The sequence below is a fragment of the Massilia luteola genome (genome assembly GCF_034420155.1).
GTDB lineage: Bacteria > Pseudomonadota > Gammaproteobacteria > Burkholderiales > Burkholderiaceae_D > Telluria > Telluria luteola.
Genome location: NZ_JAXOFN010000016.1, coordinates 89,378 through 111,274 on the forward strand (window position 1 = coordinate 89,378; position 21,897 = coordinate 111,274).

Genomic DNA, 21,897 nt, shown 5'->3' on the forward strand with positions numbered 1-21,897 from the left:
ACGGCGCCGTGGCGGGACGCGCTACTGGACGACCTTGAACTCGATCCGCCGGTTGCGCGCCCGTCCTTCCGGCGTGCGGTTGTCGGCCACGGGACGGTCCGGCCCCTCGCCGGACACGGCGACCATATCGGGCTTGATGCCGCGTTCCACGACATAGGCCTTGACGGCCTCCGCACGCGCCTGGCTGAGCGACAGGTTGCCGGCACGCGAGCCGGCATTGTCGGTATGGCCGATGACTTCGACCCGCTTGTCCTTGAGGCGCAGCAGCGCCATACTCATCTGGTCGAGGATCGCCTTGCCGGAGTCCGTCAGCGTGGCCTGGCCGGATTCGAATTCGATGATGCGGTTGGCCAGCGCCGCGTCCAGCATGCCCTGTTCCGAGGCCGCCACGCGCAGGCCGTTGTTGACCGTGTAGCCGGGGTCGAGCGCCAGGGCGATGTCGCTGGCGACCTGCGTCCGCTGGGCTTCGCTGGCGACGTCGCCGCGCAGGCTGACGCTGGTGCCGTCGACCTGCAACTGGCCGCGGCTGATCAGTTTCAGGTTCGGGCCGATCAGCTTGCCGACATGCTCGTTCCAGTTTGCCGGCATCGAGACCCGGCCGACCGTGAGCTGGTCCACGATCCGGTCGGCGCCGTAGACGGTTCGGAGGCGGGCCAGCAACGCGGCCTTGCTGGCGTCGTCGCCGACGGTGCCGGAGACCACGATGGGGGCGGCCGTATTCGCCAGGGCGGCGAACGGCACGCAGGTGGCAGCTGCGACGGCCGCGTACAGGATGTATATTTTCGGATTCAAGGCGCGGCTCCGATGAAAGTTTTCAGGAACAATTCTCGCGCCAGGCGCAGGGGCAGCGCCGGCTGTTCGAGGTAGCTGGCCAGCGTGCGCACGTCGACGTCCAGGCCGAGCTGCTCGTCGATCCAACCGTTGTCATCCAGATGCACCTGCTGGTCGGCGGCCACGAGCGGATCGATCAGCGCATGGAGCGTCCCGGCCGCCTCGCCACCGAAGCCGACGACGAGGGCCGGACGCTCGCGCACGCGGGTGAGGAACAGCGCAAGGTCGAAGCCGCTGCGCCGGATGAACGGCAGCACCAGCTCCAGCCAAAAGGCGGCGGCCGCGTGCCGGTTGGCGCCGTCGCGCGGCAGCGGCAGCACGAGGCTCTTGTGGAGGCTCGCGGGACGGCTGTGCAGGACAGGCTGCAGCAGCAGGCCGAGCCCGAGGATCATGCGGTTCGTCGCGACTTCCAGCTGCGCCGTCAGTTCGCCCACGGTCGACAGGGCAAGATAACGGTCCAACGCGGTATCGTACTCGCCCAGCGCCACGGGCGAGTCCGCGATCGCCTGCAGGTAGGCGCTCGGATCGCCGCTGCCCAGGACACGCGGCGCCATGTCTTCGAGATAGTCCCACAACGGTCCGAAGGCCAGCGGACTGCGCGCGGCGAAGCCGGCCGGATCGGGCACGTCGACGGTGCGCATCATCAGGAACGGGAAACGGCGCCCCGAACGGTCGTGGCTGGCGACGAGATGGCCGGCCACGGCGTGGCGCCGCTGCGGCCCGACGAAGGCGAAGCTGGCGGGCGCCATCGCGTCGTAATTGAGCTTCCAGCGCGCATCGGACGGCAGCCGCGTCATGACCTGGGCGATCCAGTCGTCCAGCATGCCGATGACCGGCTGGTCGTCGGCATGCTTGATGAAGTCGCTGTGCGCCGGGACCTTGCCGAAATAGCCGATCCGGCTCACGGCAGGCACGCGCTGCGAGGTACGGGTCACGGTGCGATTCACGGCGTCGCTCCCGCCAGCGCGGGACCGCCGCCGGCCGCTGCGCGGCCGACGACGCCGTCCGGCAGGCGCAGGCCGCGGAAGCCCTGGCTGGCCTGGGCGTCGCCGCTCGCGGTGTCCGTGCTGCTGACGCGCTTGAGGTTGACCGCAACCGAGACGTTGCCGACACTCCAGCGCAATTCGAACGTGCTCGCGTCGAGGCGTCTTTTCGCCGCCGCCTCGATCATCTTCTGCAGGCCGAACTGGCCCGGCTCGTTGAACAGTTCGACGGTGCGGCCATCGAACGTGACGGCGCCGATCTTCGCACCGCTGCTGCCCTGCGGGCCGGGATGCACCATGTTGACCCAGGCCGGCGGCGTGTTGCGGTAGCGCAGCTGCTGGCCGTCGATCTCGATCGTGTACTCGGTGACGCCGGGCGCGGTCAGCGGCAACAGCTGGAACACGGACTGCGGACCGTTGCCGGCCGCCACGCCGTTGGCCGACAAGGGCGCGACCCAGCCGGGGAACCCGCTCACGACCTGCGGCACGAGCGTAATGCCGATGTCGGCCCACGTGCGGCTGCTGAGGACATCGCCGCGGCGCACGACCAGCGGCTCCATCGTCGTGCCCACGAATTTCGCGACGACGCCGTCCGGGCCGAACACCTGGCCGATCTCGGCCGGCGTGGCCTGGATCTGGGCCGACGCCGCGAACGGATACTTGGCCGCCAGCGTCTTCTGGAACGGCTCGACGACCTGGGCCTGCCACGTCTTGTTGATTTCCGATTCCGACGGCAGCACGATCATCGCGAAGGTCTGCACGAGGGGGCGCACGAGCAGCGGACGCAGCATCTGCTTCTGTGTATCCGTCATGCCCGTCAACATCTGTTCGTCGACGTATTTCAGGGCGTCGGCCAGTTCGGAGCCATTGCCTTCCAGCGTCTGCTGCATCAGTTGCTTGGCGCCGGGGCCGGGATCGCCCTGATTCTTGAGCTGGTTCAGGCGGCTGCGCAGCTTCGACAAGGCATCGAGATAGCCGGTCATCAGCGACGCGTCCTTTTCCTTCACGCCGACGAGGCGCGCGACGCCGGCGAACTCGCGCCCGACCGGCCCTGCCGCCTGCACGCCGCCGACCGGCAACGGTCCCATCGCGTCGGCCACCTGGCGCGCTTCGCCGGGCGCCTGCCTCAGCACGACCTCGCGGAACCAGCCCGTGAGGCCGCGCTTGAGCTTGACGCTGTCGATCCGCGCCTGTGCGGGATCGTCCCACGACGTCTGTTCGTGGACGGCCTTGAGGACCTTGGCCAGCGGCGAGGTCAGCGGATCGCCAAGGCGATTCATCGCCTGCACGCTGGCGTCGAAACCGTTCAGGTCGGCGATCGTCACGCCCTGCACGAACTTGCCCCATTCGCGCGCATAATCGGCCTTGTACATCTCGACGAGCGCCTTCTGGATCTGTTCCGGACTGCCCTCGAGCGTGAGGTCGTCCTTGGCGACGCTCTTGAGCACCCAGTCGCTGCTTTGCAGCTCGTGGGTCGACGCCTCGCGGATCGCGCCCTGGACGAATTTTTCCCAGGCGTCGCGGGTGTAGGCGCCGCTGACGGCGTAGCTGCCCACGACCAGCGCCTGGTCCTGCTCGCCGACGATGCGCGCCACCGTCACGCCCGGAAAACGGGTCGAGGCACGGGTGCGGATGTCGGCATACACGCGCTCGCGCGCCGGCGTGCCGCGCACGACGCGGCGCAGGTTCTCGCGCGCGGTGTCCAGCAGGCTGAGCTTGGGCGTGATCTGCGGCCAGGCCTGGTCGTCGATATGCGCCAGCACGAAGGTCAGCTGGCGCTCGGCGCTGCGGATCATCTGCTCGCGCGGCATGGCGCCCCGGTTCGCTTCCAGCCAGCCGCGCCAGAACCGCGTCAACTGGTCGTTCAGGTGGCCGGGTTCGGCATGGGTCTTGTCCGCCAACATCAGGTACGTCTTGAGCGCGTTGTAGGCGTCGCCGACATTCGTGGCGGAGACGTCCTGGTACGGCTGGCCCGGCTTGGCCGCCGGGGTCGCACGCACGTTCGGATCGAGCTGGGCGGCATTTGCATTCATCTCGGCGAGCAGGTTCTCCAGCGCCCCCGCCACCGGCTGCACCATCACGTCGCGCACACCGGCGAAATATTCGTCGCGCAATTTGCGCTCGAGCGCCCCGCCCTGGTACAGGCCGAACGCCAGCGCCCACGGGCGATCCTGGCGGTATTTCTCCAGCTGTTCGATGCGGTCCTGCAGGATGTCGAGGCCTTCCAGCCGCGCCTGCAGGTCGGTTCGTCCGGCCTGCAGCTTCGTGACCTTGTCCAGGTCGGCCTTGACGTTGGCGACCAGTTGCCGGTTCCCCATGTACGACCAGCTCCAGCCGCCCAGCGCGCAGCCGAGCAAGAGGGTGGCGGCAAAGAATGCGCCGATCTTCATGCGCGTGGCGGCCGGACTGGTGTAGCGTTTGACGAGGTCGCGGTCGGCGAAGATCACCTTGCGGAACAGATGCAACAGGAAGAAACCGGATTGCTCCGCGCCCTGCGCGGCGGCGTCGCCGGCGGCCTTCTCGCCAAGCGGGCGCAGCTGCAAATCGAACCGCCCCGCGACGCGCCGCGCGGACAGGTTCTCGACGCTGCCTTCCTGCAGGGCGCTGGTGAAATAAAAGCCGCGGAACACCGGTTTGAATTGCCATGTGTTTTCTTCAAACAGTGTGGCAAGGAATGCTCGCAGCTGTGGCTTGAGCGCCGCGAATTCGAGCGGGAACGTGAACACGCCGGAACGCAGCGCGGTGCTGCGGTTGCCGGCCATGCTGGCCAGGCTCATCTCCTTGAGCCCGTCGTACAATTCGTCGAAATGCTGCTCGAAGAACGACAGGACGTCATGCGGCGTGCTGCGCCGGTTGTAGCGCAAGGTCGCGCCCCACACGCGGTCGCGCTCCGTCCGTTCGCAGTCATGGAAGAAGTCGGCAAAGCCGGCGATCAGGTCGGCCTTCGTGAAGATCACGTACACCGGCCCGTGGACGCCCAGCCGCTCGGTCAATTCCTGCACGCGTGTGCGCAGGCTCTTGGCCAGCTCGATCGAGGCCTCGGGACTGCCGCCGGCCAGCTCGGCGACGCTGACCGCGATCAGGATGCCGTTGATCGGCGCGCGCGGACGATGCTTGCGCAGGAGTTCGAGAAAACTGAACCACTCCGCGCGATCCGCTTCGAAGACGGAGTAACGTCCCGCCGTGTCGAGCAGGATGCCGTCGGTGGTAAAGAACCAGTCGCAGTTGCGGGTGCCGCCGACGCCTTGCACGGCCTTGCTGCCGGGGATCGGGAAGGTCAGGCCGGAATGCTTGATCGCACTGCTCTTCCCGGCCGCCGGGTTCCCGATGATCATGTACCACGGCAGTTCGTACAGCGCCGCCGCGCCGCGCATCAGGCCCAGCTTCGACGTCTTGATCGTGCCGATCGCTTCCAGCATACCCTTGCGCAACACGGCAGCATCGTTGCGCGCCGCCTGGGCCTTGCCGTCGGCCTCCGTCCCGGTGAGGATCGCATCGCCCAGCCGGCTGGCCGCGCGCTTGCGCAGCCAGGCACGGACGAGCCAGGCAAGCCCGCCCGCACCCAGCAACAACAGCCCGAGCAGCGCGGCCCAGATCAGGGCGACGTCGAGGGATTCCGCGCCCAGCAGCAGGAATGCCGCGAGCACGCCGATGCCGGTTACGGCCAAAACACGTCGGTCGGTAAGGAACTGCCAGAGTCGGGCCATCATGTTCGCTCGGAGAGTGGTGAATACCATCGGCAATACTGGCACTATTTCCCAATCGAAAATTTGAGATGAGACAACGCCCGGGGAACCCCGTCCACGATCAATGACGCATGACACCGCGCATCCTCAACTCGGTATGGCCGAAATCCATCATGGTCCAGCGTCCGCCCCAGGTCAGGCCCAGCGATTCCGCGACCTCGCCGTAGTGCTGGTAACCACGCATGGCCCAGGGATCTTTTTCCGAGATCACGAGCTTGCCGTCGCGCCAGAACGCGCAATCGGCCGCCAGGCCGTACTGGTGCCAGCTCTGGAATGCGCGCGCGTTGGTCACCTGCGTGCCCATGCCGGCCAGCAGGTCCTGGCGGGCGGGGCTGCGATAGCCTTCCAGCAGAGCCATCTCATAACCGTATTTCTCTTTCATGATCTTGAAAACCAGCAACAGGCGCTGGCTGTACTCCGGCCGCATGAGCCCCCAGTTGCGGCTGGCATCGACCAGCATCGGACGCAACAGTTCCACTTCGCGCGTGCCGAATGCGAGCGGCGGCAACGCGGCCGGCGGCACCAGTTGCTCGCCCTTCAGCAGCGCGGCGACCTGCGCGTCGACGACGGTGTCGACGGGTTCGTAATCCGGCAGCATGTCCGGCCGGCGCATCAGCAATGCGAGCAGCGTCGGAATCAGCACGAGCGGCACGCCGACGGCGCACCAGGCCCAGTGCCGGCGCAACACCTTGCGGCTGTCGTACAACAAACCCCGGGCACCCGACCAGGACGCCTGCAAGGTCGCATTGCCGCTGCGCTGCCAGCCGCCCACGCGCCATTGCAGGCGGCGCTGCAGCATGCCGAGCACCTGCAGCACGGATGCCCTTCCGCCCGGAAACAAGGCGAACCAGATGAGGCTGCAGGCCAGGCAAAAGTACAAGAATGCGACGAAGATCAGCATCGATTTCTCCGGTTTGTTTCTAATTGGAACTAGTTTTCCAATCTTAGGAGTAACGCGGTGCGCCCTACAGATGAAAATCAATCCGGCTCCAGACGTCCCAACCTGATGTCCTCCTCGCGGCGGCATGGCGGCGAAATCAATATCCTGGCCATGCTGGACGGCCAGGCGCCCGGCCGCCGGCTCCGCGCCGTGCCGGCCGTATTCTGGTACGGCGCCGCCGGCATACTCGCCTGCTCACTCCTCGTCGTGCTGGCGTGGCTCGTACGCGGCGCGACGCCGGCCCGGGACGCGGAGGCGGCCGGCACGGCGCAGGTCGCCCCGCGGCCCGAAACCGCGCGCCCAGGCACGGCCGCCGCCACCCGCGACGCAGCGGGCGACGCCATCCACGTCAATGTGCCGACCATGCATACGACGCTGGCCGGGGAAACGCCGGCGCCCGCGTCGATGCCGGCGCCGCCGCAAACAGCCGAGCCACCGGACACACCGGTCCCCGCAACCGCGCGCGGCGCCGTCATCGTCGATGTGGCACCGTCCGCGGCGCCTCCGTCCGCAGCGGCCGCGGCAACGCCTGCCGCGGCGGCACGCGCCGCCGGCGCGCCGTCCAGCTCCGCGCCGGCCGCGGCGGGTTACACACCGACGCGGAACGCGGCCGCGGCCGTCCCACCGGCACGGCCGCAACCGGCGTACCGCGCCGTGCCGCCCCAGACGCCGTTGCTGGCGCATGGAGAGCCGGCGCCATCGCGCCAGAAGCGGGCCGCGGCCGCGTCCAGGGCAAGGCCGCCGGCGGCCACGGTGGATACGGATGTCGCCCTGATCTCGGCCATCCTCCAGCACGCCGGCGCCGGCAACGACGGCGCCGATGCCGCGGGAACGCCCGCCTGTACCGGCAAATCCTGCAACCCGCGCTTGCCGTCCCGTCAATAGAACCGCAGCGGCACCGCGGCGGCGGTACGGAAAACCACGCCGCACGCCGCCGCGGCACCAAAACTGCTGGGACATCGTCGCCGCCACCGTTATACTGTACAAAAGTACAGTTGGCGCGGTATGACGATGATCAGAGTCCTGGAAAACGAGTTTTATTATCTGGATAACTTCCAGCGCGTGCTGGACTGGATCGCCGAGCGCTACGCCGACCTGCTCATCGATGATGAACACGCTTTCATCGCCGCCTTTCCCCGGCTGCCGCAGCCGGCGCGCGCGCTGTTCGTACGGATGGTGATGCGCAAGGGCACCTTGTTCCGGGCCAGCAAGCTCAACTACGCCGAGATCGGCTGCCCGGTCGAGGCGGCGCGCGCCCTGCTGCCCAGCGGCTGGATCGAGTCCGATCCGGTCCTGACGCTCGACGAATTGTTCGGCCTGTTGGCCAAGCCGGAACTGGCCGAGGCCTTCGGCCTGACGGGCGCGCGCAAGGGCGCGCGCAAGGCCGACCAGCTCGAAGCGCTGCGCGCCGAGCCGGCGCATGGCGCGAACCGCCCGTTCTCGCAGTGGTATGCCGGCTGCGACGACCTCGCGCTGCGCCTGCTCGTGCAACCCCTGTGCGACCGGCTGCGCCTCATCTTCTTCGGCAACCTGTCGCAGGACTGGACCGAGTTCGTGCTGTCCGACCTCGGCCTGTTCCGCTACGAGCGCGTCGAATTCTCGCCGGCGTCGCGCGGATTCCGGGCGCGCCAGGACATCGATCATTACCTGCAGCTGCACGCCTGCAAGGAACGCTATTACGGCGACGAGCCGGCGCTGGACGTGCTGGCCGACCTGCCGCGCCACGCTTTCGGCAACGACTGGCTCGACAGCCGCCGCGAGCGCCTGCTGTTCCAGCTCGGGCAACTGCTCGAAAAGGAAAGGGACTGGGACAACGCGTACGCCGTGTACGCGGACTGCCGCTATCCGGGGGCGCGCGGACGCGCCATCCGCGTGCTGGAAAAGCACGAGAAATTCGACGACGCCCATGCGCTGTTCGAGACCGCGCGGCAAGCCCCGGAAAGCGAAGCGGAACGCCAGCATTTGTTGCGTATCGGTCCCCGCCTGGCGCGCAAGCTGGGCCACCCGACACGCCCCGCGCGCCGCGCGCCGCCGGCCGCGCGGCTCGACCTGTGCCTGCCGCTGCCGGGCGGAGAATGGCGGGTCGAAGGCGTCGTGCTGGAGCACCTGTGGCGCGACGACGCGCCCGTCTACTACGTCGAAAACACGCTGGCCAACACGCTGTTCGGCCTCCTGTGCTGGCGCGCCGTCTTCGCGGCCATACCGGGCGCGTTCTTCCACCCGTTCCACCGCGGCCCGGCCGACCTGTTCGCGGCCGATTTCTACCTGCGCCGCAAGGACGACTTCGAAACCTGCCTCGCGCTGCTCGACGACGGCGGCCACCGCGCCGCCATCCTCGCGACGTATGACGAGAAGGCCGGCCTGCAGTCACCGTTCGTCGCGTGGGACTGGCTCGGGCGCGACATCATCGAACTGGCCCTCGATTGCATCCCGGCCGCGCACCTGGAGCTGTGGTTCCGCCGCATCCTGCAGGACGTGAAGGAAAACCGCACGGGCTTCCCCGACCTGATCCAGTTCTGGCCGGGCGAAGCGCGCTACGACATGATCGAAGTGAAGGGCCCGGGCGACCGCCTGCAGGACAACCAGCTGCGCTGGATCGACTACTGCGCGGCGCACGGCATGCCGGTCACGGTGTGCTATCTGCAGTGGGAGCAGGCCGCGGCATGAGTGAAAACGACAGCGGCGCGCGCTACGTCGTCGCGGTGCGCGCCCTGTGCGAATTCACCGCCAAGCAGGGTGACCTCGACCTGCGCTTCACGCCCTCGCCCACGGCGCAGGAAGGCATCGCCGGCCATGCCGTCGTGGCGTCCCGGCGCGGCGAGCAGTATCGCAGCGAGGTGACGCTGGCGGGCGACTGGGGCCCGCTGCATGTGCGCGGCCGGGCCGACGGCTACGACCCGGACCGGAACCTGATCGAAGAAGTCAAGACGTACCGCGGCCAGTTCACGAGCATCCCCGACAATCACCAGCGCCTGGCATGGGCCCAGCTGCGCGTCTATGGCCATTTGCTGTGCGGGCAGCTCGGCATGGACGAGGTCAACCTGGCGCTGGTCTACTTCGACATCGGCAGCCAGCAGGAGACCGTGCTGCGCGAGACCCGCACGCGCACCGAGCTCGCGGCGCTGTTCGAGGATCAATGCCGCCGCTTCGTCGCCTGGGCCGGGCAGGAACTCGCGCACCGCGCGGCGCGCGACGCGGCGCTGGCGACGCTGCGCTTCCCGCACGCGGACTTCCGTCCCGGCCAGCGCCAACTGGCGGAAGAGATCTTCCGCGCCAATGCGAACCGGCGCAGCCTGCTCGCGCAGGCCCCGACCGGCATCGGCAAGACCGTCGGCACGCTGTTCCCGGTGCTGAAGGCGGCGCCCGCGCACCGTCTCGACAAGGTCTTCTTCCTGGCCGCCAAGACCCCGGGACGCCAGCTGGCGCTGGACGCCGCGGCCACGTTGACGTCCGGCGGCACGATCCCGCTGCGCGTGCTCGAACTGAGCGCGCGCGACAAGGCCTGCGAGCATCCGGACAAGGCCTGCAACGGCGACTCCTGCCCGCTCGCCAAAGGCTTCTACGACCGGCTGCCGGCCGCGCGCGAAGCCGCCGCCGGCGCGCGGATGCTCGATCGCGCCGCCCTGCGCGACATCGGCCTCGCGCACGACGTCTGCCCGTACTACCTGGGCAGTGAAATGGTGCGCTGGAGCGACGTCGTCGTGGGCGACTACAACTACTGGTTCGACGGCGGCGCCATGCTGTACGCGCTGGCGCTGGAACGGGGCTGGAAGGTCAGCGTGCTGGCCGACGAGGCGCATAACCTGGTGTCCCGCGCGCGCTCGATGTACACCGCGACGATCCAGCGCGGCGACCTGCGCGCGGCCCGCGGCGTCGCGCCGCCATCGCTGCACAAGCCGCTCGACAAGGTCAAGCGCGCGTGGACGGACGTGAGCAAGTCCGCGCCCCTGCCCTACCAGGTGCTGGACGGCCTGCCCGACAAATTCCTGAATGCGCTGCAGGGCGCGGCCAGCGCCATCACGGAACACATGGCAGCGTTCCCCGTGCCGCTCGATCCCGCCCTGCAGGATTTTTATTTCGGCGCGCTGCAGTTCGGCCGCCTGGCCGAATCCTTCGGCGACCACTCGCTGTTCGACGTCGCGCGCGCGAATTTTCCGGGACACGAACGCGATACGGCGCTGTGCATCCGCAACGTGGTCCCCGCCCCCTTCCTCGGCCCGCGCTTCGCGTACGCCCATTCGACGACCCTGTTCTCCGCCACGCTGAGCCCCTGGCATTATTTCGCCGACTTGCTCGGCATGCCCGCGGACACGGCCTGGATCGACGTCGATTCCCCGTTCAGCGCGAGCCAGCTGGACGTGCACGTGGCGCACGGCATCTCGACGCGCTATCAGGAACGCGCCGGCTCGCTCGCGCCGATCGCCGCCCTGATGGCCGACCAGTACGACGCCCGGCCCGGCAACTATCTCGCCTTCTTTTCCAGCTTCGACTATCTGCAGCAGGTCGCCGACCGCTTCGAACACGAGCATCCGGACATCCCGGTCTGGCGCCAGGCGCGCCGCATGAGCGAGCCGGAACGGGCCGACTTCCTCGCGCGCTTCGTCACGGGCGGCCGCGGCATCGGCTTCGCGGTGCTGGGCGGCTCGTTCGGCGAAGGCGTCGACCTGCCGGGCGAGCGCCTCATCGGCGCGTTCGTCGCGACCCTCGGCCTGCCCCAGGTGAACCCGATCAACGAGCAGCTGCGCCGGCGCATGCAGGCGATGTTCGGCGCCGGCTACGACTACACCTATCTCTATCCCGGCATGCAGAAGGTCGTGCAGGCGGCCGGCCGCGTGATCCGCACGGAGCAGGACCGCGGCGTCGTGTGGCTGATCGACGACCGCTTCGCGCGGCCGGAAGTCCAGGCCCTGCTGCCCGCGTGGTGGCACGTCGGCAAGGCGGCTTAACGCATCAGGTCCCGGACTTTCTGGTAGCCGCTGCGGCTGATCGGGATGCGCGCGCCGGACTTCAGCACGGCGCAATGGCCATCCTTGCCCGTCGGCTCGATGCGCGCGATGGCGGCCAGGTTGACGATGTACGAACGGTGCACGCGCAGGAAGGCCCGCGGATCCAGCTGGCTTTCCAGTTCGGCCATGCGCTGGTTCTTCAGCCACTGGCGGCCTTCGGCGAAGAACGCGACGTAATCGTCCTGGGCCTCGACATAATCGATGCGCGCGACGGGAAGCACCTGCACGCGCGCGCCGTCGCGGATCAGCACCCGTTCGATCGGCTGGTGGCGCGCCTGGGCATCGTTCACCAGCGCACGCATCGCCTCGTCGCCCTGGGTCGCGGACGCCGGCGCGGCCAGGCGCTCGCGCGCGTGCGCCAGCGCCTGCGCGAGGCGGTCGCGGGTGAACGGCTTCAGGAGATAGTCGAGCGCATGGACGTCGAACGCGCGCAGCGCGAACTGGTCGTACGCGGTGACGAACACGTAATGCGTCTTCGCGCCGGCCAGCTCGACGACTTCGAAGCCGTCCAGCTTGGGCATCTGGATGTCGAGGAATGCGAGATCGGGCGCCAGTTCGGCGATCGCCTTCACGGCCTCGAAGCCGTTGGCGCATTCGCCGACGATCTCCACGTCGGCGTGCAGGCCCAGGTGCTCACGCAGCACGGCGCGCGCCAGCGGTTCGTCGTCCACGATGATCACGCGCATGCGTCAGGTCCCTTCCATATCGGTTGCGATGTACGGCTCGGTGGCCGTGACGGCCGGCAGCGCCAGCTCCACGACGAAGCGGCCGTCGCGCCGCGCCCAGTGCGCGCTGGCCTCGTGGCCATGGGCCGCGGCCAGGCGCTGGCGCACGTTGACGAGACCCAGGCCCGTGCCGCGCGCATCGCCGGCAGCGTCGGCATCGACGTCGTTCTCCACGCGGATGCGCAGGATCGATCCGGCGCGCACCGCCACGATGCGCACGCGGCCCGTCTCGACCATCTGGCCGATGCCGTGCTTGATGGCGTTTTCCACGAGAGGCTGCAACAGCATCGGCGGCAGGAGGCAGGCGCCGGCCGCCGGATCGATGTCGGCCTCGAATCGCAGCCGGTCGCCGAAGCGCACCTGTTCGATGGCGACGAAATGGCGCACGAGCTGCAGTTCGTGGTCGAGCGTGACCTTGCGGTCGGCGCGCAGGCCCAGCGTGTGGCGGAAGAACTCGGCCAGCTGCACGGTCATGTCGCGCGCGGCCGCCGGATCGAGCGACGTCAGTGCGCTGACCGAGTTCAGGCTGTTGAACAGGAAGTGCGGATCGACCTGGGCGCGCAGCATGCGCAGCTCGGCATCCTGCGCCATCAGCTTCATCTGCAGGCGCTGCGTTTCGAGCTGGCGCACCCGCTCGGACTCGATGAGCAGATAGTTCACGGCGGCCGCCAGGCCATACAGGATGATGCCGAGGCCGAACATCGACGCGAGCACCGGGGCGCTTGCGACCGGCAGGTAACCCTCCGGCGCCAATGCGGTCAACAGGCTGTTCCACGCTGCGCCGATGGCGCACCACAGCGCCGCCGCGCAGGCCGCCGTCATGCCGACGCCGGCGGCGATTGCCGGCGGGCGGCGCCGGTCAAGCGGATAGGCGCGGCACACGTAATAGGCGGAAAAGCCCGTGGCGTACGCATACACGAGGGCCAGCGGCACGGCGAACGCCAGGCTCGCGCCCCAGCCCGCGCCGCTGACGGCCAGCATGGCCGCGAGCAGCAGGCCCAGCATCAGCCAGGCCAGCAGGTAGAGCAGCGCCGCGCGCCAGTTGGCGAAGACCCCGTGCACCGGCGGCGCCTCTAGTTGCGCACTTCCACGCCGCCCATGATGGCGTAGCCCGTGATGACGAGGCGCTTGCTGCCGTCGGGCGGCCGGGCGGTCTTCTCCGAAAAGCCGCCCATCAGCGGCGTGCCGTTCAGGACGACGGTCCAGTCGGGCGGCACCTTGATGTTGATGCCGCCCCAGATCGTGAAGACGTTGATCACGGCTTCCTTGACGATGGACGCTTCGCGCAGGTCGAGCGCGCAGCCGCCCATCACGGCCGTGATCTCGCCGCCGCGGAAATCGGGCGCGCTGACGCGGCGCTCGAAGCCGCCCAGGACCGCGACGATGTCGACGACGTTGTCCAGGCCCGTCCCCGCCACGGCGGCGGAGCGCGCCACCCGTCCCGGGCCGAGCGAGCGAAACAGCACGAGGCCGCCCAGCGCGATCATCACCAGCGGCCACAGCGTGCCCCAGCTGATGTAGAAGAACCCGAGGCGCCCGAGGATCATCAGCACGCCGACCGCGATCAGCACGCCGCCCATGTAATTGCCGCTGCGCGGCCCGTTGCCGAACAGCGCGGCGCAGCCGGCCACGATGAAGACGAGCGGCCAGAAGCCGATCGCGTGGCGAAAATTCAGGATGTCCAGGTTATCGAGCAGGAACAGGACGCCCATGCCCACCACGAGCAGGCCCAGCACGACCTGGCTCGAGGCACGGTTCGTATTATTTTCCATGACCGTTCCCTCCCTTCGGACCGAAGCGGCGCTCCGCGATCGGCCGGATCGCCATCGTGATGCCGCTGATGATGATGAACAGCGGCCAGCTGTTGCGGAATGTGAGGCCCCACAGGCCTTCGAGCACGGCGAACAGCCACAAGCCGATGAACACAGTCCACAGTCCGTTGGAAAATTCGCGGGCACTCGGGTAGCCGATGGTCTGGTTGATGCCCACCACGACCAGCAGCAGCGGCGCGTAATGCCATAGCGCGCGGATGTCGAACACATCCATCTGGTCCAGCAGGAAGGCCACGCCCAGCCCCACCAGCACCAGGCCCCACAACACCTGGCGCCGCAGGTGGTAGGAAGCTTCGCTATTCATGTTACCTCCGGATTGTCGTCGAATCGAATGACGACACGATAACGGAGATGCGGCCGGCGGGGGAAGCGCTTTTCGGCCAACGGTGGCGCGGTGCCGGTGAACGACGCAAAAAAGCCCGCCATGTCGCCATGGCGGGCTTGCGCGGAGCGGGTGATGCGGCGGGCGGATCAGGCCATGATCACGCGGCCGCGGCGGCCAGCGGGCGCCGGCCCTTCTGCTGGTTGCGGTATTTGGCGCTGGCGGCGGCGATCTTGAGGGCTTCGCGCGCGATGTTCATCTTGTGGATTTCCTCGCGCTCTTTCTTGCCGCGGTGCTGGGCGATATGTTTGCTGCCGATCTTGGCGGTCATGGGTTTCTCCTGTTCGGTGACGGTCAAACTGCAAATCGTTTTCAGGAGCGGGAGGTGCCAATCCGCTCGTCCGCCGGCATCAGCATGCCCCAGCCCAGCTGGCGCCGGATTTCTTCCGGCGTCGGCGGCGGCGTGGAGTCCTTCGAGCGCCGCTCGAGATATTCGCGCACGAGATGCTTGGGTGGATGGCTCGTCGTGGTCGTAGACATGGCAACCTCCGCTTCCGGTGAGGCCGGCGCGTTCGCGGCTCGATGACCGCGGCCCCGCGCCGGCGTGGGAATCTGGTGCCGATCCTCGAGGCGACCGGCTGACCTGTCGAGGTGGTTGGCCGCCTGCGGAAGATCGCTGGTGCCTCACTCGACGCCTCCATCGTAGCGGCACGGTGGGGATGCGGACCGTTAGGTGCCGCACACTGTTCGCCCCCTTGAGTTCCAGTCCTACAAACCACCTTCAGCTGCGCCTACGCGACAACGCGCAGCATGAAAAAAAGGGCCCGAAAGCCCCTTCTTCATGCCGTCACGGCGCCGTCAGAACCGGTATGTCAGCTTCAGGTAGAACTGCCGGCCGCTGACGTCAAGCTTCTGCTGTTCCTCCTCGCTGTAACGATAGTAGGCGCGCTTCACGTCGGTCAGGTTCGTCGCGTCGAACGCCAGCACCAGATCGGGCCTGACGTTCCAGCTGGCGTTGAAGGCCAACGTCGTCACCGGCGCGGCCATCGTCGGCGCGGTCGGCATCAATACGCCGTTGACGCTGTACAGGCCCTGGCTGTTGGCCGTCGGCGCCGGCGCCGTGGAGCTGTTCACGTATTCGCTGCGGTAGTTCGCCACGAGGCGCAGCGACACCTTGTCGTTCTCGAAGTAGCCGCCCAGGTTCGCGGCCCATTCGGATGCGCCGACCATCGGCCGGCCGTCGTCGACCTTCGTGTGCGCGCGGCTCACGTTGCTGGTGAAGCCGAAGCCCGTCGTGCCGATCGGCTGCTCGTACGCCAGTTCGAGTCCCGCGATGTGCGCGCCCTGCTGCTGCGACGTCTGCACGGCGTACGTCTTCATCGCCTGCGCCGCGGAATCCCACAGGTCGATCGTGGCGCCGCCGGACGTGCCGGTCTTCGCATAGCCCTGGATACGCGAGTAGAACAGGTTGACGGCGACGAGCGAGCGGCGCGCGAAGTACCAGGCCCACGATGCGTCCAGGTTGTCCGCCGTGAGCGGCTTGATGTCCGGGTTCGGTCCCGTCACGCGGCAGCCCTGGGCGTCGCAGGTCGGTGAGCCGAAGCCCGCGCCGAGCAGGTTGTAGTTCTGGCGGCCCACCGTGCGGCTCGCGCCGAGTCGCACGATCTGCTCCTTCGTCAATTCGTAGCGCAGGTTCATGCTGGGCAGCCAGTTGTCGAAGCGGCGGTCCGTCTTGATGAAATAGTAGGTGTTGCCGGTGTTGTTCTTGAAGGCCTCGTTGTCATAAAAAGGCTGCAGGTCGCCCGAGTTCGTGATCGCGTCCGGATAGGCCGCGCAGGGAATCGCCGGCTGGCCGGGCGCGGCGCGCAGGCAGACGCCGGCCGGGATCGGCGTCGGGATGTCGGCATTGATGCGGGTCTGCACGAAGCGCAGGCCGACGTTGCCGGACCAGCGCTCGCCTTCCAGGTTCGCCATCACATAACCCGCGCTCTGGCGCTCGCGCATGTGCAGTTCGGACGCGATGCGGCGCTCGTAGTCGTCGGTGGTCGTCTTGGTGGCGCCCTGGAAGTAAGCCATCAGCACGGCAGGATCGAACGTATAGCCCGTGTTGTCCCAGCCGGCCGGACCGTCCAGGCCCGCGCCGAAGTTCGACGGCCAGGGCACGGTGCTCGTCGGCGCGCCGAGCGTGATGTCGCGGTCGTGGTAGGCCGGATAGCGGCGCGCGCTGTCGCGGTGGTGGTCGGCGTAGCGCAGGCCGCTGGCGACCGACTGGAGCCAGCCCCGCGCGACGCGGTACTCGCCGTCGATCTGGCCGCTCGTCTCGCGGTCCGTGGTCTTCAGGCCGGAAATCGTGCGCACCACGAGCTGGTCCGGCTTGACGCCGGTGCCGTAGTACTTCACGTATGGCGCGTTGTCGACGCCGGCCAGCGCATACGACACGCCCGTGCCGAAGCTGGCGTAGGTCAGGCCCTGGTCGAAGTCCGTCTTGCCGACGCCGCGCGTCGTGGACAGCAGCGTCTTCAGGGTCAGGTCCGGATTGACGCGCCACTTGCCGTCCAGGTCGAGGAAGGAACTGGTGGCACGCGCGCCCTGGCGATAGAAGCCTTCGGAGTTGCCGATGTACTGGGGCGTCGTCCCGTCCGCGAACATGATGTCGGCGCTTTTCAATACGCGCAGCTGGTCGCCGTACATCGTCGTCTCGGTCACGATGACCGGGTTGCGGATAGCCGCGAACACCTGCTGGCCGTTCGAGTTCGTGTTCGGCGCGGACGCGCCGGTGGCGCCGTCGGGCAGCGAGGCTTTACCGAGCAGCATGCTGTACATGGCGCCGGCCTTGAGGCGGCCGTAGTTCGGCGCCTTCAAGGTTGACGTGAACCCCGTCATGGTGACGTCCAGGTCCTGGTTCGGCTTGAACTCCAGCGAGAACATGCCGCCCTTGCGGTCGCGCACGCCCTCGACGAACTCCGTGCTCATCGAACCGGGCAGGCGCACGCCATTCAGGTCCGCGGCCTTGTAGCCGCTGCCGGCCAGCGACGCGTCCGTGATGCCCTTCATGGTCGCCGTGTTGATGACGTCCCAGCCACTGCTCGTGCCATAGGCGAGGCGCGATGCGGAATCGCGGCGGATGTAGCGCTTTTCCGCGAAGGCCTGGACGATGAAGCCGAACGTGCCGGCCTCGTTCTTCCAGTTGACGGACGCGTTCAGGTCCGGTGCCGTCTTGCCCGGCAACGTGGCATAGCTGGCACCCGCGCTGACCAGGCCCGACAGGCGTTCCTTCTGCGCCAAGGGTTTGCGCGTCGTGACGTTGATGGTGCCGGCCAGGCCGCCGTCGACGATGTCGGCTTGCGACGTCTTGTAGACGATGGCCTGGTTCAGCACCGACGAGGGCATCAGCGACAGGCTCGTCGACCGGCTGCTCGACGCCTGGTCGGCGATGTACCAGTCGCCGCTGCTGACCGTGTGGCCGTTGAAGACGATGAGGGACATGTCCGGATTGGTGCCGCGCATCGCCACCTTTTCCGCTTCGTCGTAATCGGTGCGGACGGCCACGCCGGGCAGGCGCTGCAGCGAGTCGGCCAGGTTCTTGTCCGGCATCTTGCCCACGTCCTCGGCCGTGATCACTTCGACGTTGGCGGTGGCGTCGCGCTTGACGGCCAGCGACCTGGCCATCGACGCGCGGATGCCCGTCACTTCGACCGTCTGCATCGGGGTGCTGCCGGCGCCGGTCTGGGCCAGCGCGGGCGTGCCCGCCACGGCCAGCCACGCCATCGCGACAGCGGCCGCGAGCGGCTTCTGCTTCAACATGTCTCTCTCCTCCATTGATCGTCATGGGCCGGTGTGTCCCGGTCGCGCGCTCAGTATTGACGATGACAAAGTCGTTGGATAATGAGTACTGTTGAAGAATCTATAACTTAAAGGAATGCTCGGCTGGCGGATCACGCGGGGTTATCGCCGTATGAATAGTTTCATTTTGACAGCATCATTCGGCCGGGTTAACGTAGCGCTTTATTGTCCCTCCGAGGAATGCCATGCGTCGTAGCCGCGCGCCGTCCGCGCTGTTGATTCCCACCCTGATCGCCCTGCTGGGCGCCGGTTGCGCGACGCCGCCCGCCGCGCCGCCCACGGCGCAGGCCGCGGCCACGGAACCGCTCGATACGGTCCTGGCGAAGCCTTTGTACCGCATGGATCCCGTCGAAGCGGGCCGCTACATCGCCTGGGTGCACGAGGCCGAACCCGACCTGCGCAAGCGCATCGCCGCGATCGCCCGCAAGAACCTCGGCCAGCCCTACCGCCTGAACCTGCTGGGCGAATTCCCGTACCAGGTGCACGACAATTTGCCGATGTTCAGCCTTGACCACAGCGATTGCGTCGTATTCGCGGAGCACACCTATGCGATGGCCCTGTCGCAGTCATGGGAAGAATTCTTCTGGATGCTGCAGCGCATCCGCTACCGCGACGGCATCATCGGCGTGGCCACGCGCAACCACTACACGGAAATGGACTGGAACGTCGCCAACCGCTGGCTCGTCACGGACGTCAGCGCCGAGCTGGCCGGCCCGGACGGTCCGGCCTACACGATGACGATCGACCGCGCCCGCTTCCTCAAGACGCGCCACCACACGGACGTGAACATCCCCGTCGAAACGAGCCGCCAGGCCTATGTCCCGAAAGACCGGGTGGCCGCCATCGCGGGCCAGCTGCGCGAAGGCGATCTCGTCAACGTGATCTCCACGCGCGACGGCCAGTACTGGGCGTCGCACGTGGGCCTCGTCGTGCTGGGTGCCGACGGCCAGCGCCACTTCCTCCATTCGTCCGACCCGCAGGTCCGCGAGGAAACGTTCGAATCGTACATCGCGCGCGCCGCCGCCCGCGAAGAACGCAACCGCCAGGCGGGCAAGAACGGCCAGGTGCTGGCCGGCTTCAAGTTCCTGCGCCTGAACGACGACATCGTGGTGCCGCCGATGGCACCGCAGCCGCGCCCGGGCCATCCGGCCGGCGCCTGAGCCTCCCCGTCCGGCGCGGCCCGCGACCGCCGGACGGGCATCCCCCGCCTCCTTCCCGACGCCTGCGCCTGCGCCTGCGGCGCACCAGCATGACCACGCCGTCGTGCGTCGCCGGCCATTCCGCGTTTCCCGTTTTCTCTAAATTCATTTCCAATAAAGAATTCGTTGTTCGCAATTGCGAATTAACCCTGGATATATTCCTTAATTCAATTTCCTATTTTTATGTTCGTGTCATTCGCGACAAATTCCGTTTAGGCGGTTGAGCATGGTCAAACCCGCATTTCATATACGCCCGGATAATAAACTTACTCAGCAATATTTAATCTAACAGGCGGCATATTCCATCCACCAATCGATCACCCCGGAAACAAAAACGCACGCTCGATAAGCCGTTATTTTTTACCGACGGATATTCATCTTCGCTAACTCACGCCGCGTTTCAGAATCATGATCAAGCTAAATCAAGCGCTTATCAGTCGATTTTGCTCCAGAATGGTATCCCTGCATCGCACGACGAAAATCGCGCTGATGATCTCGGCTGATCTGATCGCTTTGCCTTTCTGCTTCCTGATCGCAATGCTGCTGCGCGGCGGCGATTTGAAACTGGCGTCCCATTTCGGGCCGGCCTCGTATATTCTGGTCGCGGTCGTCACGATCGCCGCGTTTTCCGTTTCCGATTTATATCGTGCCGTCATTCGTTTCATCGACCAGCGTTTATTGAGCGTCACCGGCATCGCGCTGGCCGTCGCCATTTTATGTGCCTATGCCGTCACGTTCTCGATCAAGGAAGAAAATTTCCCGCGCAGCGCATTGGCCATTTACTGGTTCATCGTATTTTCATATGTCATCGCCTCGCGGCTCGGCGTGCGTAATTTCCTGCGCAACCAGCATGCCGACCGGCGCAGCGCCACCGAAGTGGTTGCCATCTACGGTGCCGGCGAGGCCGGCGCACGGCTGGCGCTGGCGATGCGCAACAGCGACGAATACCGCCCGGTCTGTTTCTTCGACGACAAGCACGCACTGAACGAACGCAGCATCGGCGGACTGCGCGTGTTCCATACCGACCGCCTGGTCGAGATCGTGGGCGCGATGTGCATCCGCTCGATCGTGATCGCCATCCCGTCCGTGTCGCCGGAGCGCCTGCGCGACATCATGCAGCGGCTCGCGCTGGCCGGCATCAGTACCAAGATCCTGAGCCGCCTCGTCGACCTCGCCGACGACAAGGCGTCGCCGCGCGAAACCATCCGCGACCTCAAGTTCGAGGACCTGCTCGGCCGGCCGCCCGTGCCGCCGCGCCTCGACCTGTTCTCCCGCTGCGTGCACGGCAAGACGGTGCTCGTCACCGGCGCGGGCGGCTCCATCGGCAGCGAGTTGTGCCGCCAGATCGTCACCCTCGGCCCGACCCGGCTGCACCTGCTCGACCACTCCGAGTTCGCGCTGTACACGGTGCGCCAGGAGCTCGCCACCCTCTTCCCCGACATCCCCGTGGAGGCGCACCTGGGCTCCGTCTGCAACGCGGACCTGGTCGAACGGATCCTGCGCGCAGGTCCGGTCGACACGATCTACCACGCGGCCGCGTACAAGCACGTCCCCCTCGTCGAGACGAACATCGTCGAAGGCCTGCGCAACAACGTGCTGGGCGCCCAGGTGATCGCCTCGCAGGCGGGCCGGCACGGCGTCGGGACCTGCGTGCTCATCTCGAGCGACAAGGCGGTGCGGCCGACCAACATCATGGGCGCCAGCAAGCGCATCGCGGAGCTGATCTTCCAGGCCGCCGCAGCCCGCCACGGGCCCGGCAAGCCGGTGGCGACGACATTCTGCATGGTCCGCTTCGGCAACGTGCTCGGGTCGTCGGGCTCCGTGATTCCCCTGTTCCAGCGCCAGATCGCGCGCGGCGGGCCCCTCACCATCACGCATCCCGACGTATCGCGCTACTTCATGCTGATCCCCGAGGCGGCCCAGCTGGTGATCCAGGCGGGCGCCATGGCCAAGGGCGGCGACGTGTTCGTGCTCGACATGGGCGAACCGGTCCGCATCGTCGACCTGGCGCGCACCCTGATCGCCCTGTCCGGCCTGACGGAAAAGTCGCCGCAGAACCCGGATGGCGAAATCGAGATCCGCTACGTCGGCCTTTTCCCCGGCGAGAAGCTGCACGAGGAATTGCTGACGGACGGCGTCGTCTTCCCGAGCGACCATCCCCGTATCATGCGCATGAAGGAAAGCGCCCTGCGCCCACGCGTGCTGGACACCTTCATTACCTGCCTGATGATGGCCTGCGAGACCCATGAGCGGGCCATGATCGAGGCGATGGTCAAGGCCATCGTCACCGAATACAGCCCCAACCGGCCCGCAGTGGAGCCGGCCGCGGCCCCCGCCTCGGTGGCCACGCCCGCCGCCGCCGCGCAGCTCGCGACGCCGCCGCGGCGACTGGGCCTGATCAAGAGATTCGTGCCGTTCCGGATTTGATGACGGCGCGGCACCTTCCACCCACCCGTTTGGCGAGGACACA

16 protein-coding genes are annotated in these 21,897 nt (G+C 67.4%); 5 read left to right on the forward strand and 11 right to left on the reverse strand.

Annotated elements, in window-relative coordinates; all coding sequences use genetic code 11:
- Window positions 1–21 precede the first annotated feature (21 nt).
- From U9J41_RS17125 to U9J41_RS17140, 4 genes are all read right to left on the reverse strand, one after another.
- On the reverse strand, window positions 22–792 hold the full coding sequence (locus tag U9J41_RS17125) for an OmpA family protein (RefSeq protein ID WP_425260610.1): 771 nt from the start codon (window positions 790–792) through the stop codon (window positions 22–24).
- A complete protein-coding gene (tagF, locus tag U9J41_RS17130) occupies window positions 789–1,778 on the reverse strand; it encodes a type VI secretion system-associated protein TagF (RefSeq protein WP_322403381.1) in 990 nt (329 codons plus the stop codon). The genes U9J41_RS17125 and tagF overlap by 4 nt, the downstream gene beginning before the upstream one ends.
- On the reverse strand, window positions 1,775–5,521 hold the full coding sequence (gene tssM, locus U9J41_RS17135; protein ID WP_322403430.1) for a type VI secretion system membrane subunit TssM: 3,747 nt from the start codon (window positions 5,519–5,521) through the stop codon (window positions 1,775–1,777). The genes tagF and tssM overlap by 4 nt, the downstream gene beginning before the upstream one ends.
- A 100-nt stretch (window positions 5,522–5,621) precedes the next feature.
- Window positions 5,622–6,461: a M15 family metallopeptidase gene (locus U9J41_RS17140; RefSeq protein WP_322403382.1), complete on the reverse strand. Its 840-nt coding sequence runs from the start codon at window positions 6,459–6,461 to the stop codon at window positions 5,622–5,624.
- A gap of 105 nt (window positions 6,462–6,566) precedes the next feature.
- Here U9J41_RS17140 and U9J41_RS17145 point away from each other — a divergent pair, with 105 nt between their 5' ends.
- The 3 genes from U9J41_RS17145 to U9J41_RS17155 all read left to right on the forward strand — a co-directional run bounded on the left by U9J41_RS17145 (window position 6,567) and on the right by U9J41_RS17155 (window position 11,446).
- Entirely contained in the window at window positions 6,567–7,385 is an 819-nt protein-coding gene (locus U9J41_RS17145) for a hypothetical protein (RefSeq protein WP_322403383.1), read from the forward strand.
- A 126-nt stretch (window positions 7,386–7,511) separates the two neighbouring features.
- Window positions 7,512–9,167 (forward strand): VRR-NUC domain-containing protein, encoded by a 1,656-nt coding sequence (locus U9J41_RS17150; RefSeq protein ID WP_322403384.1) that lies wholly within the window; start codon window positions 7,512–7,514, stop codon window positions 9,165–9,167.
- Window positions 9,164–11,446: an ATP-dependent DNA helicase gene (locus U9J41_RS17155; protein WP_322403385.1), complete on the forward strand. Its 2,283-nt coding sequence runs from the start codon at window positions 9,164–9,166 to the stop codon at window positions 11,444–11,446. Before U9J41_RS17150 ends, U9J41_RS17155 begins: the two co-directional genes overlap by 4 nt.
- On the opposite strand, the gene U9J41_RS17160 is transcribed toward U9J41_RS17155, so the two are convergent.
- The 7 genes from U9J41_RS17160 to U9J41_RS17190 all read right to left on the reverse strand — a co-directional run bounded on the left by U9J41_RS17160 (window position 11,443) and on the right by U9J41_RS17190 (window position 18,189).
- Entirely contained in the window at window positions 11,443–12,192 is a 750-nt protein-coding gene (locus tag U9J41_RS17160) for a LytR/AlgR family response regulator transcription factor (RefSeq protein WP_322403386.1), read from the reverse strand. The two genes, U9J41_RS17155 and U9J41_RS17160, sit on opposite strands and share 4 nt — an antisense overlap.
- A gap of 3 nt (window positions 12,193–12,195) precedes the next feature.
- Window positions 12,196–13,293 (reverse strand): sensor histidine kinase, encoded by a 1,098-nt coding sequence (locus U9J41_RS17165; RefSeq protein WP_322403387.1) that lies wholly within the window; start codon window positions 13,291–13,293, stop codon window positions 12,196–12,198.
- A gap of 11 nt (window positions 13,294–13,304) precedes the next feature.
- Window positions 13,305–14,003 carry a LiaI-LiaF-like domain-containing protein gene (locus tag U9J41_RS17170; protein ID WP_322403388.1) on the reverse strand — a complete coding sequence of 233 codons (699 nt, stop codon included), beginning with the start codon at window positions 14,001–14,003 and terminating at the stop codon, window positions 13,305–13,307.
- Window positions 13,993–14,367 carry a LiaF transmembrane domain-containing protein gene (locus U9J41_RS17175; RefSeq protein WP_322403389.1) on the reverse strand — a complete coding sequence of 125 codons (375 nt, stop codon included), beginning with the start codon at window positions 14,365–14,367 and terminating at the stop codon, window positions 13,993–13,995. The genes U9J41_RS17170 and U9J41_RS17175 overlap by 11 nt, the downstream gene beginning before the upstream one ends.
- Window positions 14,368–14,545: 178 nt before the next feature.
- Complete coding sequence (locus U9J41_RS17180; protein ID WP_322403390.1) at window positions 14,546–14,716, reverse strand: hypothetical protein; 171 nt, start codon at window positions 14,714–14,716, stop codon at window positions 14,546–14,548.
- Between the two features lie 41 nt (window positions 14,717–14,757).
- Window positions 14,758–14,925 carry a hypothetical protein gene (locus U9J41_RS17185; protein ID WP_322403391.1) on the reverse strand — a complete coding sequence of 56 codons (168 nt, stop codon included), beginning with the start codon at window positions 14,923–14,925 and terminating at the stop codon, window positions 14,758–14,760.
- Window positions 14,926–15,243: 318 nt separating this feature from the next.
- Complete coding sequence (locus U9J41_RS17190; protein WP_322403392.1) at window positions 15,244–18,189, reverse strand: TonB-dependent receptor; 2,946 nt, start codon at window positions 18,187–18,189, stop codon at window positions 15,244–15,246.
- Between the two features lie 224 nt (window positions 18,190–18,413).
- Here U9J41_RS17190 and U9J41_RS17195 point away from each other — a divergent pair, with 224 nt between their 5' ends.
- Together U9J41_RS17195 and U9J41_RS17200 are read left to right on the forward strand one after the other, a co-directional pair.
- Window positions 18,414–19,388 (forward strand): N-acetylmuramoyl-L-alanine amidase-like domain-containing protein, encoded by a 975-nt coding sequence (locus tag U9J41_RS17195; protein ID WP_322403393.1) that lies wholly within the window; start codon window positions 18,414–18,416, stop codon window positions 19,386–19,388.
- A 492-nt stretch (window positions 19,389–19,880) separates the two neighbouring features.
- A complete protein-coding gene (locus U9J41_RS17200) occupies window positions 19,881–21,854 on the forward strand; it encodes a polysaccharide biosynthesis protein (protein WP_322403394.1) in 1,974 nt (657 codons plus the stop codon).
- The last annotated feature ends 43 nt before the right edge of the window (window positions 21,855–21,897 follow it).

Coding starts and splice junctions, on each gene's coding strand:
- U9J41_RS17190 (WP_322403392.1), bottom strand. CDS start 18,189: ATGTTGAAGCAGAAGCCGCTCGCGGCCGCTGTCGCGATGGCGTGGCTG.
- U9J41_RS17170 (WP_322403388.1), bottom strand. CDS start 14,003: ATGGAAAATAATACGAACCGTGCCTCGAGCCAGGTCGTGCTGGGCCTG.
- tssM (WP_322403430.1), bottom strand. CDS start 5,521: ATGGCCCGACTCTGGCAGTTCCTTACCGACCGACGTGTTTTGGCCGTA.
- U9J41_RS17185 (WP_322403391.1), bottom strand. CDS start 14,925: ATGTCTACGACCACGACGAGCCATCCACCCAAGCATCTCGTGCGCGAA.
- U9J41_RS17155 (WP_322403385.1), top strand. CDS start 9,164: ATGAGTGAAAACGACAGCGGCGCGCGCTACGTCGTCGCGGTGCGCGCC.
- U9J41_RS17195 (WP_322403393.1), top strand. CDS start 18,414: ATGCGTCGTAGCCGCGCGCCGTCCGCGCTGTTGATTCCCACCCTGATC.
- U9J41_RS17180 (WP_322403390.1), bottom strand. CDS start 14,716: ATGACCGCCAAGATCGGCAGCAAACATATCGCCCAGCACCGCGGCAAG.
- U9J41_RS17150 (WP_322403384.1), top strand. CDS start 7,512: ATGATCAGAGTCCTGGAAAACGAGTTTTATTATCTGGATAACTTCCAG.
- U9J41_RS17140 (WP_322403382.1), bottom strand. CDS start 6,461: ATGCTGATCTTCGTCGCATTCTTGTACTTTTGCCTGGCCTGCAGCCTC.
- U9J41_RS17160 (WP_322403386.1), bottom strand. CDS start 12,192: ATGCGCGTGATCATCGTGGACGACGAACCGCTGGCGCGCGCCGTGCTG.
- U9J41_RS17175 (WP_322403389.1), bottom strand. CDS start 14,367: ATGAATAGCGAAGCTTCCTACCACCTGCGGCGCCAGGTGTTGTGGGGC.
- U9J41_RS17200 (WP_322403394.1), top strand. CDS start 19,881: ATGGTATCCCTGCATCGCACGACGAAAATCGCGCTGATGATCTCGGCT.
- U9J41_RS17145 (WP_322403383.1), top strand. CDS start 6,567: ATGTCCTCCTCGCGGCGGCATGGCGGCGAAATCAATATCCTGGCCATG.